Genomic DNA, 15,978 nt, shown 5'->3' on the forward strand with positions numbered 1-15,978 from the left:
AAGGAGACAGGCTATGAGATTGATTACAGCATTCGCAATAGGATGGCTGGCATGCAGTGCTTCGTTCGCGGAATCCTTCCCTTCCCGGCCACTGACCCTGGTGGTGCCGTTTTCGCCCGGTGGCCCGACAGACGTTGTGGCCCGTCACCTGAGCGCCGCGATGGGACGGTCACTGGGGCAATCGGTGGTCGTGGAGAATCGTGCCAGCACGGGCGGCATTGTCGGTTCGGAGTTCGTTGTGCGGGCCGAGCCCAATGGCTATACGCTATTGATTCATAACATCGGCATGGCGACCTTGCCCGCGCTGACCAAAAGGCTTCGATTCGACCCGACCAGGGACTTTGACTATATCGGGCTCGTTGCCGATGTGCCGATGACATTGGTCGCGCGCCCGAACCTTGCACCGTCCGGGTTCAGCGAACTGCGGGCCTATATCGCGGCCAATCAGCGGAAGATCAATCTCGCCAATGCGGGCATCGGCACAGCGTCACACCTGTGCGGGCTGATGCTGATGAGCCAGCTCCATGCGGCAATGACGAGCATCCCGTATAAGGGCGCTGCGCCGGCCATGGTCGATGTCCAGGGCGGGCAGGTCGATTTGTTATGCGATCAAGTGACGACCACGCTCCAGCCGATCAATACCGGCCGGGTCAAGGCGTACGGCAGCACGACGTCGCAAAGGCTGGCCGCGTTGCCCAAGCTGCCGACCCTGCACGAGCAGGGCCTGGATCAGTTTGAAGTGACAGTCTGGCATGGCGTCTACGCGCCCAAGGGCACGCCCAGGCCAGTCGTCGCCAAGCTGGTCAAGGCTCTGCAGGATGCGGTTGGTGATGCTGCCTTCCGGGAGGGAATGCTGAAGCTCGGCGCAATCCCGGTAGCGGTTGACCGCGCTACGCCCGAAGCACTGTCGCAGCAATTGAGAAGCGAGATTGCCCGATGGACACCGGTCATCAAACAGGCCAACGCCTTTATCGACTAACAGCGGCCGAAGGCCAGGGTTACTTGGGAGCGATCATGGGCAACGATTCCCGGCAGACGGAAGCAGGCGCGCGCAGCGAAGTCGTGCGGCGGATTGCCATGGAGGCGGCCGCGCTGATGATGTTCAAAGGAACGTCGGCGGCGACGGCGATTTCCGCGGCGGTTGCGCATCATGTTTCCGATGTACAGGGCGGGCGCGAGTGCAGGGGAACATTGGCGGAGGTCGAGTCGACCTGGATCCCGCCAGGCAGAGACCAGGAGGTCCTCGAGGCGTCCACCGGGATTCTGGCGGAGGTCGAAATGCGCCTTTCCGAGACGACGTGGGATTGATGGCAGGCAGCGCGATGGCCGGCCTTGGTCGTGCGGACATGCCATGCACGCCGGCCGAGCTGCTTCACCGGATCCGGGCCATGCTGAAGCAGCTAAGCTTCGATGAGGCCAGCGCCGCGAAGACAGAGGCATCCGGCATCGAGCGTCGCCTCGCGACGCGGTTGAGCCAGGCCATTGCGGTAGGCTCAGCGCTGGAAATTGCCGTGGTTTTAGGTTGCGGTGCCGAACTCTCGCTGTTCCCCGACGATGCTGTGCTCGAGCGGTGCACGACAACCGTACGGACGGCAGGGCAATGCACACTGGTGGGTGCGATCTGGGCAGTGCGGCATCGATGCGTGCGAGGGGGAGGGGCGGTCCGGAGATTCTCGCTCTAGCCACCATCCTCGAGGCCCCTCAGCGGCCATCAGGCAACCGCATTGGCACTGAACGGAAACTGGGGATGCCGGTTCAACCCACCCCACGCGAGGCCGCTATGGCAAAGCTCGTGGCAACAGAGTCGGCTCGGCGTGTCGTCGATGCTGCAGCCCAGCTTTTAACCCCAGTTCGGGCGACGTTTCTCTACGAAGGCAGTGATGCCTTCGCGCGCATCATCGGTGGCCGCGACGCGGCAGAACGTATCGACTGCATAGGAAACACCACGACGGTAGTCGCTGTCGGCGGCCCGATGGAATGCTGCTCTGCCAATGCTCATCGCAGAGGCTGACTTGGCGGCCAGATTTGCGGCCAGTGACCGCGCCTCCTCGAGTACCGTTTCCGTGGGGACCACACGATTAACCAGATGCAAGGCCTGCGCCTCGCTCGCGTTAAAGGAGCGCCCGGTAAAGAGCAAGTCGAATGCGACGTGACGGCCGACGATGCGCGGCAAATGGGTAAAGTGGATAGCCGGGAGCATGCCGACGTCAATTTCCGGGTATCCGAAGCTGGCATCCTCGGCGGCCACAATCAGATCGCAGGAGATAGCGAGGGTCATGCCGCCGCCGCGCGCGGCGCCACTCACCGCGGCGATGGAAGGTTTGCCAAGACGATACTGTGCTTCTGACAGCTGGACGTAAAGCTTGTCCAGAAGCGTGTGGACGGTATCCGCCGATGCGCCTTGCAGTGCGGCAATATCAAGCCCGGCGCAGAATCGCTTGGGCAACGAACTCGCAATGATCACTGCCCGAGCCGCGTCATCAGAGGCAGCGCGATTCAGCGCCTGAATCAGCGCGTCGACCATTGGAACGGTAAGCGCATTGACCGGAGCGTGGTCGAGGAGAATTTCGGCGACGTGGTCGCGGACAGTGTAGGTGACCAAGGACATAGTCTGCTCAATCATGGTGTGGTCTAGGCGGCTGCCGCCGTTGCGGCAGAAGTCACGGCGCCGGTGTGGTACATGCCTTTAATCTGCCCTGGTGTGAACCCAGCCTCGTGCAGGATTTCGTCAGTGTGTTCGCCGAGCAGCGGGGCGGGACGACTTGCCCGGCGTGCTCCTCGGCCGAAGCGGACGGGCAAGCCGATGTTCGAGACGGTACCCAGGACGGGGTGCTCGGTCTCGACAATCAATTGTCGGGCCTTGACTTGAGGGTGTGCCAACGCTTGATCCAGCGTCTGAATCGGCGAGTAGGGCACCCCGATTTTCTGGAGCGCTTCCAGCCAGTATGCGAGCGGCTGGGTCGAGAGGCGAGACTGCACCAGTTCTACCGTACGGGCGAAGTTCTGTACGCGCGCGGCATTGGTGGCAAAGTCCGGATGATCCACGCAATCTTCGAGGCCGGCGACCGCGCAGAAGCGCTTCCATTGAGCGTCATTGCCAACACCCAGCATAAGGGGGCCATCAGCGGCCTCGAACGCCTGGTAGGGCGACATGGAAGGATGCGCAGTACCCATCCGTTGCGGCGCCTTCCCGGTACGCCAGTAGTTCTGCGCCATGTAGCCCATAAAGCCAAGGGCGGTCTCCATGAGCGCGACTTCGAGATACGTTCCCTTGCCTGTGCTGTGCCGCTCGAGCAGGGCAGCCAGGATGCCGCTGAGGGCGTGCATGCCTGTGCCGATGTCGACTGGCGAAAAGCTCGCCCGCGCAAATTTTCCGCCGGGCTCGCCCATGGTGCTGATCATCCCGCTGAACGCCTGCAGCATCACATCATAGCCGGGTTCGTTCCCGAGGGGGCCGTCGCGCCCATAGCCGGATATCTCGCAGTAAATCAAGCGGGGATTCAATGCGCTCAGGGTTGCGTAGTCCACGCCGAGTTTCGCCGCGGTGCCCCCGCCGAAGCCCTGCAGCACGATATCCGCGTTAGACGCAAGTTGTTGAACAACACGTTGGCCCGCTTCGCTCTTGAGATCCACGGCGATGCTGCGCTTGTTGTGGTTGACAGCAAGGAACACCGCCGACTGACCCGCATCCTGCGGCACCCACCCGCGTGTGTCGTCGCCGGAACCCGGTGGCTCCACCTTAATGACATCTGCGCCCAACTCCCCGAGGTATTGACCGCATAGCGGGCCTGCCAGGACCTTGCTCAGGTCCAGGACCTGAATACCTTTCAATGGTTGCATGGCTTGAGATTCCTTTTTCATTCCGGCTGGATGCCAAGTCCACGCGCAACGTTCGTCCAGCGCTCGGCGTCCGTTCGGACGAAGCTGACGAGCTGATCGGGACGGGTTGGCATCGGCTCTGCGCCACGATTGCGTAGCGCCGCAACGTATTCGGGGTCATTGACGGCCTTTGCCGCAGCCGCTCGCAAACGGTCGACCGCTGCCTTAGGAGTCTGTGCAGATGCCTGTAGGGAGAACCAGAACTTCAGGTCTGCGCCTGGGTATCCGGCCTCTTTGAGCGTCGGGACGTCCGGCAGCATGGGGGATCGCTGCGAAGCCGTAATGGCAAGTGGCTTCAGCTTGCCGCCCTGTATCTGGCCGATGCAAGTCGTAAAGGAGTCAAACACAAAATCGACCTGGCCGGCCATCACGTCCGTGAGCGCCGGCGAGCTGCCTTTATAGGGCACCGCAACCGCTTGGAAGTCCGCCTTTTTCTGAAGCAGGGAGCCATAAATGTGCGGCGACGATCCAGCACCAAAGGTGGCATATGTCAGTGCGCCAGACTTCGCCTTCCCCAGTTGGACCAGATCGGCTAGCGTCTTTGCCTTGAGTTTGTCGGGGTGCACGACCAGGACGTTTGGCATGGAGCCCGTCGTAGCGATGGGCACGAAATCTCGTCCTGGCTGAAAGCGGGCGTGCGGGTACATCAACGGATTCACCGCTTGCATTGCCACGGTGTTATGCAAGAGGGTGTAGCCATCGTTGCCGCTATCGAGCACATGCTGAGCACCGATGTTGCCGCTGGCGCCAGGGCGATTGTCAATGACCACCGCTTGGCCCAGTTCCTTGGACAAGGCCGTGGCCAGCAAGCGAGCGATAAAGTCGGTGGGCCCGCCGGCGGCAAATGGCACAACGATCCGTACTGGCTTGGTCGGCCATTCAGCGGCAAAAATGGGGCCCGCCATGACGGCCGCAGCCGCTCCAAGCACCAAGGTGCGTCGTCTCGGATTCATGCTTGTCTCCTGTGATTCTGCGCAAGCATGCCCATTTGCGAGATATAAATCCAAGACAGAATATAGATATCCGATATAAGATTTCGGTATATCTCACGATTGACGCGTGCCCCATGGCTCTCGAACTACGTACCCTGCGGGGATTCGTCGCGGTTTGTGCAGCTGGCTCCATTTCCCGAGCCGCCGAGCGCTTGCACATCGCCCAGCCGGCGTTGAGCCTGCAGATGAAGAATCTGGAGGAGGAGTTCGGCGCGGACCTGCTCGAACGGACCCCGCGCGGCGTGGTCGCGACCGCAGCGGGAGAAATGCTGCGGTCGCATGCGACGGACATCCTGCGGCGAGTCGAGGTCGCGTACGAGGACGTCAGAACAGCCATCAAGCAGCCTCAAGGCAGGGTCGCAGTGGGGCTGCCGCAGTCGTTGGCAAAGCTGCTAACAGTGCCGCTCGTGAAGGAAGTCTGCGCGGAATGGCCGGGGATTGATCTCCAGATCATCGAGCAGAGCACCGGATATATTCCGCAAGGGCTGCTGACTGGCCATCTGGACATTGGCATGACGTTCGGCGCTACGCCCGAGCCAGGGTTAAGAGCGGATCGCGTGCTTGAAGAGCGGCTGCTGCTTGTTGGCCCGCCGGGCGAGCTGTCCGCGCATGGGATAGGCGGCATCAGCGCTGCAGTCGGCGTCCCGTTTTCCCAACTGGGCCGCTATCCGTTAATTCTCCCTGCCGGACTACATGGTTTGCGTAGTCTCATCGACCGGTTCAGCGCGTCCCATGACACCGAGCTTCAGGTTATCGCCGAAGTGAATGCAATCCCGGAGCTCATTGCCCTTGCCGCAGCGGCGGCAGGCTTTACTATCCTGTCGCACGCATCAGTGCAAGAGGAGTGGCGAAGCGGGGTCGTGTCGTGCGGCCGTATCGCCGAAGAGGGAATCACGCGACAGGTGTACCTTTGCCGGGCGGCAACACTACCCGCCTCCTTGGCTGTGACGACTGTATGGCAACGTGTTCTCGCGATTACCAAACGGCTAGTGGACGGGGGGGAGTGGCCGGTTTACCGCTTCAATGCCGGAGGAGAAGGCATGGGTATCCAGCGGTGAGGGGCCTGCTTCAGGTCGAATCCGGGGTAAAGGATTTGAGGGGGCAGGTATCCAGCACATCGAAATGCGCCCGTGGATCGGGTAACGGGAGGTAGCCAAAACATTCGGCCTCGCTCCGGCACTGATGGTACGAAAAGTTGGTGGCGCTTGTAAGTCAATGGTTTATAAGGAAGTTCAATTCCCTTGCAAGGCGTAGGTCGGGGGGTTCGAACCCCTCAGCATCCACCACCGCACGGCCGGCAAGAATCAAAGGACTTGGAGCGATCCAGGTCCTTTTTTTATGCCTGTCTCACCACCGGCAGGATCTGGTGTTCCAGTGGTGGAATGGGGATGCGTCTCCGAAAGCCCGAGCCAAAACGTTGGACTATCTCTCAAAGCGGTTTGACGACATCTTCGGGCAGGCCGGCTGTGTCGGACTGAAATTCCACGACCTGCGGCACGAGGCGGTGAGCCGGCTCTTTGAAAAGGCGACCCTGGCCGAGAGCCAAATCATGAAGATCAGCGGTCATAGGTTTCGTGAAGCCTATTCATATCGGGGATATGGTCATGCCGCTCACCCTCAAACTGGCGCGGGCTATTTTGAAGAACCGAATGCCCCTTGTGGCAGGGCGTACGCCGCCTCAAGCTTCAGTCGTTCGCCTCGAGACTTGAGTGCCTGGATGCTCAGAGAGGGAGTAGCACTGACAAACCTGATTTGCGAGCAGCGTCTGATGCGAGCAATGTTTGATGTGTCGCAAGGCAAGCAACATGGCCGGTATGGATTTGCTTGTCGCGAACGCCGTAATACCGTCTTCTACGACCGCTTTGGCGAGACCCACTCTTGCTTTGACTACTGCCCTTCGGTCGCCGCTTTTCGCGCGTAAAAACCCGCCACCTCTTCAATCTCCTTGTCCGTCATTGCCCTGGCCATGTTGCGCATCTGGCCTTCGGCATCGTTGCGCCGCTGCCCATTGCGAAAGGCGCGCAGTTCAGTGGTGAGGTAGTCATGCGGCATGCCTTCCAGCCAGGGTGCGCCGAACTTCTGGTCAACGCCGCCGTGGCACGAGATGCACGGGGCAATGTTGCGCAGCGGGTCGCCCACGCGGACGAGTGGGGGCAGGGATTCGTCGTAGGTGGTCGGTGCGGTGCGAGCCTTGGGGAGCGAGGCGTAGTAGGCGGCGAGGTCGGTGATGTCGCGTTCGGACAGGTTGCGGGCCAGCGATTCCATAATCGCGCTGCCGCGCTTGCCGGATTTGTAGTCCTGCAACTGCTTGACGACGACTTCCGGGTACTGTCCGGCAAGGTTGGGCGCATTGGACGCGCTCATGCCGCGCGCACCGTGGCACATCGTGCAATTGTTCAGGGCCAGCGTGGCGCCGCGGCCGATGACGTCGGCGGGGGCGGCATGGGCCATGCTCCGGTCGAGCACGACGTTGGTGGCGATGTGGCTGTTGCGTGAGGTGCCCTGGCTATTCCAGCTGGCTGGCGCGCCGGCGGCGCGGCAGATGGCATCCCACACGCCGCGCGCGGAGAAATCGCCTTGTACGGAGGGCAACCAGATAAAGCCGACCAGCGCCAGCACCACCGTCAGCACGACCAGCGCCAGTACGCTCTTGTTGCCGATGGGATTGTGATGCGCGGACATTGACGGTTCTCCTGTTGAGCCTGTGGGCAGGCGAGTCAGCGGCTACCGTCATCGGCTTCCAATCGGCACCACCGGCACCGATGCGTTGTCAAGCACAGCCAGCTGGACGATCGGATAACCGTAGTTGACCAGCGTCAGCGCGATCATCATTGCCACCCACAGCGCGAAGCCGTTCAGCGCTGCCGGAGGACGGGCCTCCGGATGCAGCGTCTCGCTGAAGGCGTAGGGCGCGGGTGTGCCGGCCGGGCGGCGGTGGCCCATGACGAGGACAATGACGAAGAGCAGCGCCGACAGCACCATCACCAGCCCGCCGAGCGTAGAGGCGATGACCGTCCACGCCTGCGGCTGCAGCGCGGGGTGGCTGTAGTCGTAGTACGCCATGCGGCGTGGCATGCCGAGCAGCCCCACCCAGTGCCACGGTAGCGACAGCACCAGCATGCCAAGGAACCATAGCCACAGCTGCAGGCGCATCAGCCCGGCCGGCAGCGGCCCGCGGCCGGTCAGCTGCGGCCAGAGGTCGTAGGCGAGCGCCATGTACATGATGACGATCGCGCCGCCAAAGATCAGGTGGAAGTGGCCGGTGACCCATTGGGTGTTGTGGATTGTCTCGTTTAGCTGGTAGCTCATGTTGATGATGCCCCCCGCGCCGCCGAGGCCCAGCATGATGAACGAGAATGTCACCGCCAGCATCATCGGGTTGTGCCACGGAAGCGCAGCCAACCAGCCGAACGGGCCCTGGCCGCCGCGCAGCCGGGCGGCGATCTCGACCGAGGCGACGATGGTGAAGACCGTCAGCAGCGTGGGGACCGACACCATTGCCGTCATCGCTGCATGGACGAACTTGAAGCCTGAACCGACTTGCGGGTCGGCGAACAGGTGGTGGATGCCGATCGGCATCGAGAAGACCAGGAAGAGCGCAAACGCCACGCGGCCCATGGTGTCGCTGTAGAGCCGTCCGCCGATGGCGCGCGGTACGATGCTGTAGAAGGCGACGTAGGCAGGGATCAGCCAGAAATAGACGATGGCATGGAGTGTCCAGGAGAAAAAGACTCGTGCCAGTCCGGCGTTGATGGTGTCGGTCAGTCCGAGCGATGCTGGCAGGATCAGCACCAGCACCTCGATAGCCGCGCCCAGCGAGGTCCATGCCCAAAGGTAGGCGCCTGCCACGATGCCGTACATGGCAAGCGGCACGGTCGCGCCCGGGTTATCGCGCTTCCAGGCGGCCAGGTTGGCCGACATCAGCGCTACCCATATCCACGAGCCGACCACCACCAGCACTACGCCGAAGTAGTAGAACGGGCTGCCGATCATCGGCGGTAGAAGGTATAGAGGACCGACGCCTTGCCCAGCCCCATGGTCACCGCCGCCAGCACCGTGCCGGCGATGACCAGCCAATAGCCGATCCACGCCCAGCGCACGCCCAGCAGCGCCCGCTTGAGCGAGAGCTCGCTGACTGCGTAGCCGAACCCCATTGCTACCAGCGTGGGCATCACGTACGCCATCACGGTGCCGTGCGCGGTGACGGAGCGGTAGTAATGCTCGGGATTATTGACCCACTGCGCCAGCGGACTGCGGATGAACATCTGCCATTCGCCGAGCAGGATGGCGCCCAGAAAGGCGATGAATGCCACCCAGAAATGGGCGAGAACGAGCTTTCTAGCGAGGAACACAGGTCATCCTTTCCGTGTTGCGCGCACGGGCCAAGAAATCCTCACGCGGGAGGACCTGCACCTTCGCCCACATGGCCTCGTGGCCGATGCCGCAGTACTCGTGACAGGGCATCAGGTGCTCGCCCGTCTGGTTGAAGGTGGTGGTGAACGTCGCCACGAAGCCAGGAATCAACATGGTGTTGGCGTTGGTCGTGCCGACGATGAATCCATGCACCGCGTCGGCGCTGGTGCCGCGGAACGTCACCGGCATGCCCTGCGGCACTACGATGCACTGCGGCTCGAATGAATACTGCTGGGCAACCAGCCGCACTGTGACCTTGCCGTCCGGGTCCACCGCCGTGCCGAGGTTGCCTTCGACGAATTCGCCTTCGAGATGCAGTGTCCTGACATTGACCGTTTCCACCCGTGATGGCGGCATTGACGCCCAGTGGAGGCCGGCGAAGATCATGAGCAGGACGATGACTGCGATGATGAGCCCGACCACCATGGCCCAGCGGCGCTCGGCCGCCACGGCGACCGCCTCGGCGTGATGGCCATCCGGCGCAGCGGGCCTTTGCGGCGCGGCGGTCACTGGACCAGCCCCCGCGGCACGTGCACGAAGAAAAAGAAGACGAGGTAGATGAGAACGACGATAGCCGTCGCCACACCGGCCACGGCGAAGGTGCCGGACGGTCCCGCGCTGACCACGCGATGCACCTCGTCATCGGCCGGGCGCGGCTCGTTGTGATCGAGAGGTTCTGGCATATCTGGCCTCGTCTAGTTGCGCTCGGCTATTCCGGCAGCAGCTTGCGCAACTCGTTGACCTGCGTCGCTGCCACCGGGGTGCCGGTATTGCCCCAGGCTACGCGGATATAAGTCACCACGGCGGCGGCCTGGTCGTCATTGAGGATGTGCGAGAAGGGCGGCATGCCGTGCGGGCGTGGGTTCTTCTGCGTGCCGGGCGCATAGCCGCCGTTCAGCACCATGCGGATGGCATTGACCGGAGACGACATCGTGATCGACTGGTTTGCCGCCAGCGGCGGATAGGATGGCGGATGGCCCTTGCCGTCTTCGGCGTGGCACATCGCACATTGCTGCAGGTAGATCTGGCGGCCTGCCTCCATCACGGCCGGCTGTACCAGTCGCTCGTGGCTAGCGGGCGGCGCCTCGGTGTCGCGCTGCGGCAGGGCCTTCAGGTAGACGGCCATCGCCTGGACGTCCTCGTCGGTCATGTATTGCAGGCTGTTATAGACGACCTCCGCCATCGGGCCATACACCGTGGCACGGTGCGAGACGCCTACCTGCAGCAGGTCGACGATATCCTGGATCGGCCAGTTGCCCAGCCCTGCCTCGCGGTTCGAGGTGAGTGACGGCGCATACCAGTTCTGGTTCGGAATCATGCCACCTTCGAATTCCTTCGACTCGCTGGAGCCGCCCAGCGCATTGATGGCGGTATGGCACATGGCGCAGTGGCCGAGCCCCTGCACGAGATAGGCGCCGCGGTTCCATTGGGCCGACTGGTTCGGGTCGGGCTTGAACTCGCCTTCCGTGAAGTAGAGTGTGCGCCACCCGATCAGCAGTTCGCGCTTGTTGAACGGGAAGCGCAGTTCGTGTGGATGGTTCTTGCGCTTTACCGGTGGCACCGACATCAGGTACGCGTAGATCGCGTCCGAATCCTCGCGCGTGACCTTGGTGTACGAGGCGAATGGCATTGCCGGGTAGAGCAGGGAGCCGTCGCGCGAGACGCCGGTGTGCATCATCCGGTAGAAGTCGTCGGCGCTCCATTGGCCGATGCCGGTCTCGTCGTCGGGCGTAATGTTAGGGACATACAGGTTGCCGAAGGGCGTCGGCATGGCGCGTCCGCCGGCGAAGGCGGGATTGTTCGGCTCGGTATGGCAGGCCACGCAATCGCCGGCGCGGGCAAGGTACTCGCCCTTGGCGATGATCTGGCTGGCGGGGTTCAGCGCGCCGGCCGGCTTCCCGCCGCTTGCCGCGGTGACGGGTGGGGGCGCTTTTGCAGGTTCGCGATGCATCAGCCGCACGGCCAGGGCGCCCAACGCCGCCACAACGACGATGCCGATGACGAGAATGAGCAACCCGCGCGCTTTCATGGCGTGCCTCTCATCGCTGGCTGCCGCATGCCAGCGGCATGCGCACGACGTTGGACGACTCGGGCGACGGGTCCTTGGGCGGCTGTTGCTGCGACAGCCAGGCGGCTACTGCCGAGATGTCGGCATCCGACAGCCGCGAGGCGACGCGCTTCATGCAGTCCGGCTCCGCCGCGTGCCGTTCCCCCACCTTCCAGCGCGTGAGCTGGCCGACGATGTAGGCGTGCCGCAGGCCAACCAGGCCCGGAATGCCCGGCTCCATGCCGGTAAGCCCGGCGCCGTGGCAGGCGGCACAGGCGGGAATTCCCTGCTTGGGATCGCCGCTCGCGACCAGCGCCTGCCCGCGCGCCATGGTGGCCTGCGGGACGTCGGTAGGGGCACTTGGCGCGAAAGGTGGGCGCAGCTTGGCGAAATACTCGGCGATTTCCTTCAGGTAGGGGTCGGGCAGGTAGGCGACCAGGTAGTTCATCGGCGGATAGCGCCGGGTGCCATCTCGGAACGCGACCAGCTGGTTATAGAGATAGCCGGCTGGCTTGCCAGCAATGCGCGGGTAGTAGCCATTGCCAGTGCCCTGGCCGCTCTGTCCGTGGCAGGTAACGCAGCCCTGCACGCGGGCTTCCATTGAGTCGACTGTCTTGAAGGCGGGTATCACCTCCTGCGGTGGTGTCGGACCTGGCAGGGACTGCGCACGACCGTGGAGCGGCAAGCTGCTCAGCCAGACGAGAAGCGACGCCATCAGCCAATCACGCAGCAATGCCATCCGAGTGGGGCGCATGGTCCATCTGCTGTCCGGTGCAAACAGACTCATACTATGCGCTGTGCTGCATTTGTCAAAGTTGAGCTCAACCTCGACTGCGGGCGGCCGCGGCCTGGCGAAGCTACGTGCAGCCCAATCGCCTCGATTGGTCACGTGCCGTGGGGCGGGTCTGCCTTCGAGAAAAGCGATGATGTGGGTCGTGCCGGCTAGTACTTCTCATGAGTGCCCCAACCGATGCGGTGCCGCTCCTGCGTGGCCTCATGCCGCGAGTCCTCCTCGCTGTGCAGGTAGCCGCTCGTTGTCGAGATGGACGAATGCCCAAAGTTGTCCCGCACGTAACGCAGATCCACCTGCCGATCCGGCATGTGCGAGCCGGCGGTATGGCGCGGCCAGTGGGCCGGGGCGCTGGCCAGCACCGCGGCCTGTGCTTCCCACTCAGCCCCGCGTGCGCGCAGGCGCGCGGCCGCCAGGCCGAACACCTCCTTCAGAATCAGGTGCAGCGCCCCACCCGATAGGCCTCCGCAAATGGAGACTGGACAATCTGCGACGATGACGAGGTCCGGTACCTCTGGCGCATCAATCTGGACGTGGTGCGGCGCTGAGGATGCAGCCGAGCCACGAAACCGCCTATCCAACGCTGCCGGCTGAACTGACCGCCGCCGAACTGGAAGCTGCGTTCACGCCGACACCAGCCGAGATCCGCTTCGCGCGCAGCCAGTCTCGTCGGGCCTCAACGTCCGTCGTGATTCTCGTGCAACTCAAACTGCTGCAGCGCCTCGGCTACTTCCCGATGCTGACTGATGTGCCACCCATCGTGATAGCCAAGGTCTTCTCCCTGTCTTCCAGAACTGTTCCGCCGCCCCGGGGCCGATATCGGACATCCTCGAACAGCGAGCGTGCCAGGGAAAGGAATTTGGCCGCCTTTGATGACAGGTTGATGGGCCAAGCGCTCTTGTCTTCCCCTAGCCTAAGCATTCTCCGGAGCAACTCTCTTTTTTCCGTTGGTTGGGGCAGGGCGTGCCAAGCGGATGCTCAGGCGTGGATTCCCAGATAAATCAAAGGGTTGCAAGAGATGTGACGGATTTTTTTGGAAGCCCCGTCAACCCTCAGGTACCGTCCCATGCGGTGGGCAAATCTGAGCTGCTTGTCGGGTTCGCTGAACTCGACTAGCCTGCTATCGATGCCGATTCTTCGCTGCACTGCGATAACCATTAATGCTAGAACGCTCGACCACTGGGTATGGCAAGGCGCTGCAGGGCCTGCGGCAAGTCTTTTCCCCCTTGAACCTGGGCGCAGCGGCGTGGCTGATTGCAACATGGGCATTCTCGGCGTTCCAACTCGTGAGCGAGCGGGACCGTCTGCTTCACGAAGCCGCGGTGCGAACTCAGGCGCAGGCGCAGGCGTTCGCCGCATACTCGAAATCAAGCATCCTGCGGCTGTCCGAGTTCCTCCTCGATTTACGGGCCAGTTGGCTGGTCAGCCAGCCGGGGTTCGTCGACATGGTGCGCGAGCGGGAAAGCCTGGTGGTGGACCTTTCGTTCCAGGTGTCCGTGATCGACAAGCATGGCCTGCTCATCTACTCGTCCATCGCGGCGCCGGCGCCGGGCGAGAAGGTTGACCTGAGCGGGCGCGAACATTTCCGGGTCCATCAGAGTGCGGGCGGACGCGACATGCTGTTCATCAGCGACCCGGTGAAAGGCAAGGTCTCACGTAAATGGTCGATTCAATTCACGCGCCCCATCCTGCGCGCCGGCAGCTTCGACGGGGTCATCGTAGTCTCGGTCAGTCCAGAACAGTTCGCCAGTTTTGCGCAGACATTCATTAACCGCGATGGCGAAGTGGCGTCGGTTATCAAGGATTCGGGCCAGGTCATTGCGCGCGTGCCCGCCCTGGAGGGCTCGCTGGCAAGGGCGGTCAGCAACCGGCCGTACCTCGCCAGCGTGGCGCCCCAGTCTGGCAGTTATCGCGCGGTGTCAGGCTCGGAAGGCGTGGAGCGGGTCTTCGGCTATTACCGTATGCCGGAATTCGGGCTTAACTTCGTGGTGGGCGAGTCGGTGGGCTTGGTGCTGGCGCCCTACGAAGTCTATCGCCGCGTTGCCTTGGCGGGAGCCATCGCTTCTACGCTGCTGCTCGGCCTGTTGTACTACAGCCTGCGCCGCTCCATGGCGGATAGACGGCGTCATATGGAAGAGATGCGGCTGGCTTCGCTGGTCTATTCATCCAGTAGCGAGGCCATGGTGGTGACGTCGCTCGATGGCACCATCATCGACGTGAATCCGGCCTTTGCTGCCGCCACTGGCTATACCGCCGGGGAGATCAAGGGCCGCGCGGGCCATAGCATCAGCGGGGCAAGCAACGAGGCCGGGCTGGTTGACCGCCTGCGTGCTACCGTGCAAGCCAAGGGCAGATGGAGCGGTGAGTTGTCGATCCGCCGCAAGGACGGCAGCGAGTTTCCTGCATACCTGACCGTGGATACCTATCTGGCTCACGCGTATGGCGAGCGTCGCCGTGTCGCATTGATCCATGACATGACCGAGAAGCGCCAGGCGGAGCAAGTCATCCGCCACCAGGCAAATTTCGACGCGCTCACCGACCTGCCTAACCGCCGCCTGTTCTTCGACAGGCTGGAGTACGAGATTGAACGCTCGCGCCGTACGAAGGATGGCCTTGCGCTGCTGTTCATAGACCTGGATCGCTTCAAGGAGGTCAACGATACCCTCGGCCATGATCAGGGTGACCTTTTGCTGCTGGAGGCGACGCGGCGCATTGCGGCATCGGTGCGCGCGTCGGATACCGTGGCGCGGCTGGCGGGCGACGAGTTCACCGTGATCCTGCCCTCGGTAGGGGACTCCGCCGTTGCCGCAGACATCGCCCAGACCATCCTCGAGCGGATTGCTGCGCCTTACCACCTGGCCAGCGAGTTGGTGGCGGTGTCAGCCAGCGTCGGCGTGGCCACGTGTCCCAAGGACGCTGACAACGCCGAGGCCCTTCTGGTGTGCGCGGACCAGGCGATGTTTGCCGCCAAGGCGGAGGGCCGCAATCGATGGAAAATCTTCACCCCCTCTCTGCTGCAGGCAGAGAGGGAGCGCCTGCGTATCACCCAGGATCTACGCACAGCGCTGGCGGCCGGACAGTTCGCGCTGCACTACCAGCCGATTGTTAATCTGCACACGGGCAAGGTCTGCAAGGCCGAAGCCCTGATTCGCTGGGACCATCCGGTGCGCGGGCCGATCCAGCCTGCGGATTTTATTGCCGTAGCAGAGGAGTCCGGCCTCATCATCGACATCGGCCGCTGGGTGTTGACGGAAGCGCTGGACCAGCTTTCGCGCTGGCAGATGCTGATAGGCAAAGACTTCCAGATTTCGGTCAACAAGTCACCAGTGGAGTTCTGCGCGCCGTCGAACGGACCCGAATCTTGGTCGAGCGTGATAGAGCGCAGGAACGTGCCGGTGGGCAGCCTCATCATCGAGATTACCGAAGGCTCGTTGATGGAGCAGAACGCCGATGTTATGGATCAGCTCTCACGCTTTCAGGCAGCCGGCATCGAAGTCGCGCTCGACGACTTCGGCACCGGCTACTCTTCCTTGTCGTACCTGCGGCGACTGGACATTGACTACATCAAAATCGACCAGTCTTTCATCCGGTCGCTGACGCGCGGACCGGACGACGTGGCCCTGTGCCGCGCCATCATCAGCATGGCGCATGCACTACGCATCCGCGTGATTGCCGAGGGCGTCGAGACCGGATTGCAGCGCGACATCCTGGTGGCTGCCGGCTGCGATTACGGGCAAGGGCACTTTTTTTGCCCGCCAGTGGAGGCCAGCGAGTTCGAAGCCTTCGTGGGCGCCGTGACTTGAGGGGCACGCCGCCCTTCGACGGCTTGGCCGGGGGCTCATCTGGACGTCGTCCCT

14 protein-coding genes and 3 pseudogenes are annotated in these 15,978 nt (G+C 62.8%); 7 read left to right on the top strand and 10 right to left on the bottom strand.

All coding sequences use genetic code 11. The features are described from left to right. Window positions 1-13: 13 nt before the first annotated feature. The 3 genes from CBM2586_RS06940 to CBM2586_RS06950 all read left to right on the top strand — a co-directional run bounded on the left by CBM2586_RS06940 (window position 14) and on the right by CBM2586_RS06950 (window position 1,682). A complete protein-coding gene (locus CBM2586_RS06940) occupies window positions 14-979 on the top strand; it encodes a tripartite tricarboxylate transporter substrate-binding protein (RefSeq protein WP_115687092.1) in 966 nt (321 codons plus the stop codon). A gap of 35 nt (window positions 980-1,014) precedes the next feature. Further along, window positions 1,015-1,308 (top strand): hypothetical protein, encoded by a 294-nt coding sequence (locus tag CBM2586_RS06945; RefSeq protein ID WP_115662281.1) that lies wholly within the window; start codon window positions 1,015-1,017, stop codon window positions 1,306-1,308. A gap of 80 nt (window positions 1,309-1,388) precedes the next feature. Beyond that, entirely contained in the window at window positions 1,389-1,682 is a 294-nt protein-coding gene (locus tag CBM2586_RS06950) for a hypothetical protein (protein ID WP_231942490.1), read from the top strand. Between the two features lie 158 nt (window positions 1,683-1,840). Here the strand turns inward: CBM2586_RS06950 and CBM2586_RS06955 are convergent, their stop codons facing one another. From CBM2586_RS06955 to CBM2586_RS06965, 3 genes are read right to left on the bottom strand one after another with little or no spacing between them, the layout of a single operon-like run. Next, window positions 1,841-2,608: an enoyl-CoA hydratase/isomerase family protein gene (locus CBM2586_RS06955; RefSeq protein WP_115663764.1), complete on the bottom strand. Its 768-nt coding sequence runs from the start codon at window positions 2,606-2,608 to the stop codon at window positions 1,841-1,843. Between the two features lie 23 nt (window positions 2,609-2,631). Then, complete coding sequence (locus CBM2586_RS06960; RefSeq protein ID WP_115687093.1) at window positions 2,632-3,840, bottom strand: CaiB/BaiF CoA transferase family protein; 1,209 nt, start codon at window positions 3,838-3,840, stop codon at window positions 2,632-2,634. Window positions 3,841-3,857: 17 nt separating this feature from the next. Then, window positions 3,858-4,832, bottom strand: a complete 975-nt coding sequence (locus tag CBM2586_RS06965; RefSeq protein WP_115687094.1) for a Bug family tripartite tricarboxylate transporter substrate binding protein — start codon at window positions 4,830-4,832, stop codon at window positions 3,858-3,860. Window positions 4,833-4,945: 113 nt separating this feature from the next. Here CBM2586_RS06965 and CBM2586_RS06970 point away from each other — a divergent pair, with 113 nt between their 5' ends. Together CBM2586_RS06970 and CBM2586_RS32530 are read left to right on the top strand one after the other, a co-directional pair. Continuing rightward, entirely contained in the window at window positions 4,946-5,929 is a 984-nt protein-coding gene (locus CBM2586_RS06970) for a LysR family transcriptional regulator (protein ID WP_115687095.1), read from the top strand. Between the two features lie 359 nt (window positions 5,930-6,288). Continuing rightward, window positions 6,289-6,792, top strand: a complete 504-nt coding sequence (locus CBM2586_RS32530) for a hypothetical protein (protein WP_306418315.1) — start codon at window positions 6,289-6,291, stop codon at window positions 6,790-6,792. Here CBM2586_RS32530 and CBM2586_RS06980 read toward each other — a convergent pair. The 7 genes and pseudogenes from CBM2586_RS06980 to CBM2586_RS07010 all read right to left on the bottom strand — a co-directional run. Continuing rightward, window positions 6,759-7,553 (bottom strand): c-type cytochrome, encoded by a 795-nt coding sequence (locus CBM2586_RS06980; protein ID WP_115662275.1) that lies wholly within the window; start codon window positions 7,551-7,553, stop codon window positions 6,759-6,761. The two genes, CBM2586_RS32530 and CBM2586_RS06980, sit on opposite strands and share 34 nt — an antisense overlap. A 48-nt stretch (window positions 7,554-7,601) precedes the next feature. Next, window positions 7,602-9,223, bottom strand: a pseudogene (locus CBM2586_RS06985) (cbb3-type cytochrome c oxidase subunit I). Continuing rightward, a complete protein-coding gene (locus CBM2586_RS06990; RefSeq protein WP_172583311.1) occupies window positions 9,210-9,710 on the bottom strand; it encodes a cytochrome C oxidase subunit II in 501 nt (166 codons plus the stop codon). The pseudogene CBM2586_RS06985 and the gene CBM2586_RS06990 overlap by 14 nt, the downstream one beginning before the upstream one ends. Before the next feature lie 80 nt (window positions 9,711-9,790). Further along, the gene (locus CBM2586_RS06995) at window positions 9,791-9,967 is read right to left on the bottom strand and encodes a hypothetical protein (RefSeq protein ID WP_172587064.1); all 177 of its coding nucleotides are present in this window, start codon (window positions 9,965-9,967) and stop codon (window positions 9,791-9,793) included. Between the two features lie 26 nt (window positions 9,968-9,993). After that, complete coding sequence (locus CBM2586_RS07000) at window positions 9,994-11,313, bottom strand: c-type cytochrome (protein WP_240987897.1); 1,320 nt, start codon at window positions 11,311-11,313, stop codon at window positions 9,994-9,996. 10 nt (window positions 11,314-11,323) lie between these two features. Further along, entirely contained in the window at window positions 11,324-12,070 is a 747-nt protein-coding gene (locus CBM2586_RS07005; RefSeq protein ID WP_115687096.1) for a c-type cytochrome, read from the bottom strand. Between the two features lie 203 nt (window positions 12,071-12,273). Then, window positions 12,274-12,582: pseudogene (locus CBM2586_RS07010) on the bottom strand (tyrosine-type recombinase/integrase); the annotation flags it as partial. Between the two features lie 89 nt (window positions 12,583-12,671). Between CBM2586_RS07010 and CBM2586_RS32535 the strand changes: the two are divergent. Together CBM2586_RS32535 and CBM2586_RS07020 are read left to right on the top strand one after the other, a co-directional pair. Continuing rightward, a pseudogene (locus tag CBM2586_RS32535) lies at window positions 12,672-12,896 on the top strand (DUF4158 domain-containing protein); the annotation flags it as partial. A 385-nt stretch (window positions 12,897-13,281) separates the two neighbouring features. Continuing rightward, window positions 13,282-15,924: a bifunctional diguanylate cyclase/phosphodiesterase gene (locus CBM2586_RS07020; RefSeq protein WP_115687100.1), complete on the top strand. Its 2,643-nt coding sequence runs from the start codon at window positions 13,282-13,284 to the stop codon at window positions 15,922-15,924. The last annotated feature ends 54 nt before the right edge of the window (window positions 15,925-15,978 follow it).

The organism is Cupriavidus taiwanensis (assembly GCF_900250115.1).
In the GTDB taxonomy this organism is placed as follows: domain Bacteria; phylum Pseudomonadota; class Gammaproteobacteria; order Burkholderiales; family Burkholderiaceae; genus Cupriavidus; species Cupriavidus taiwanensis_B.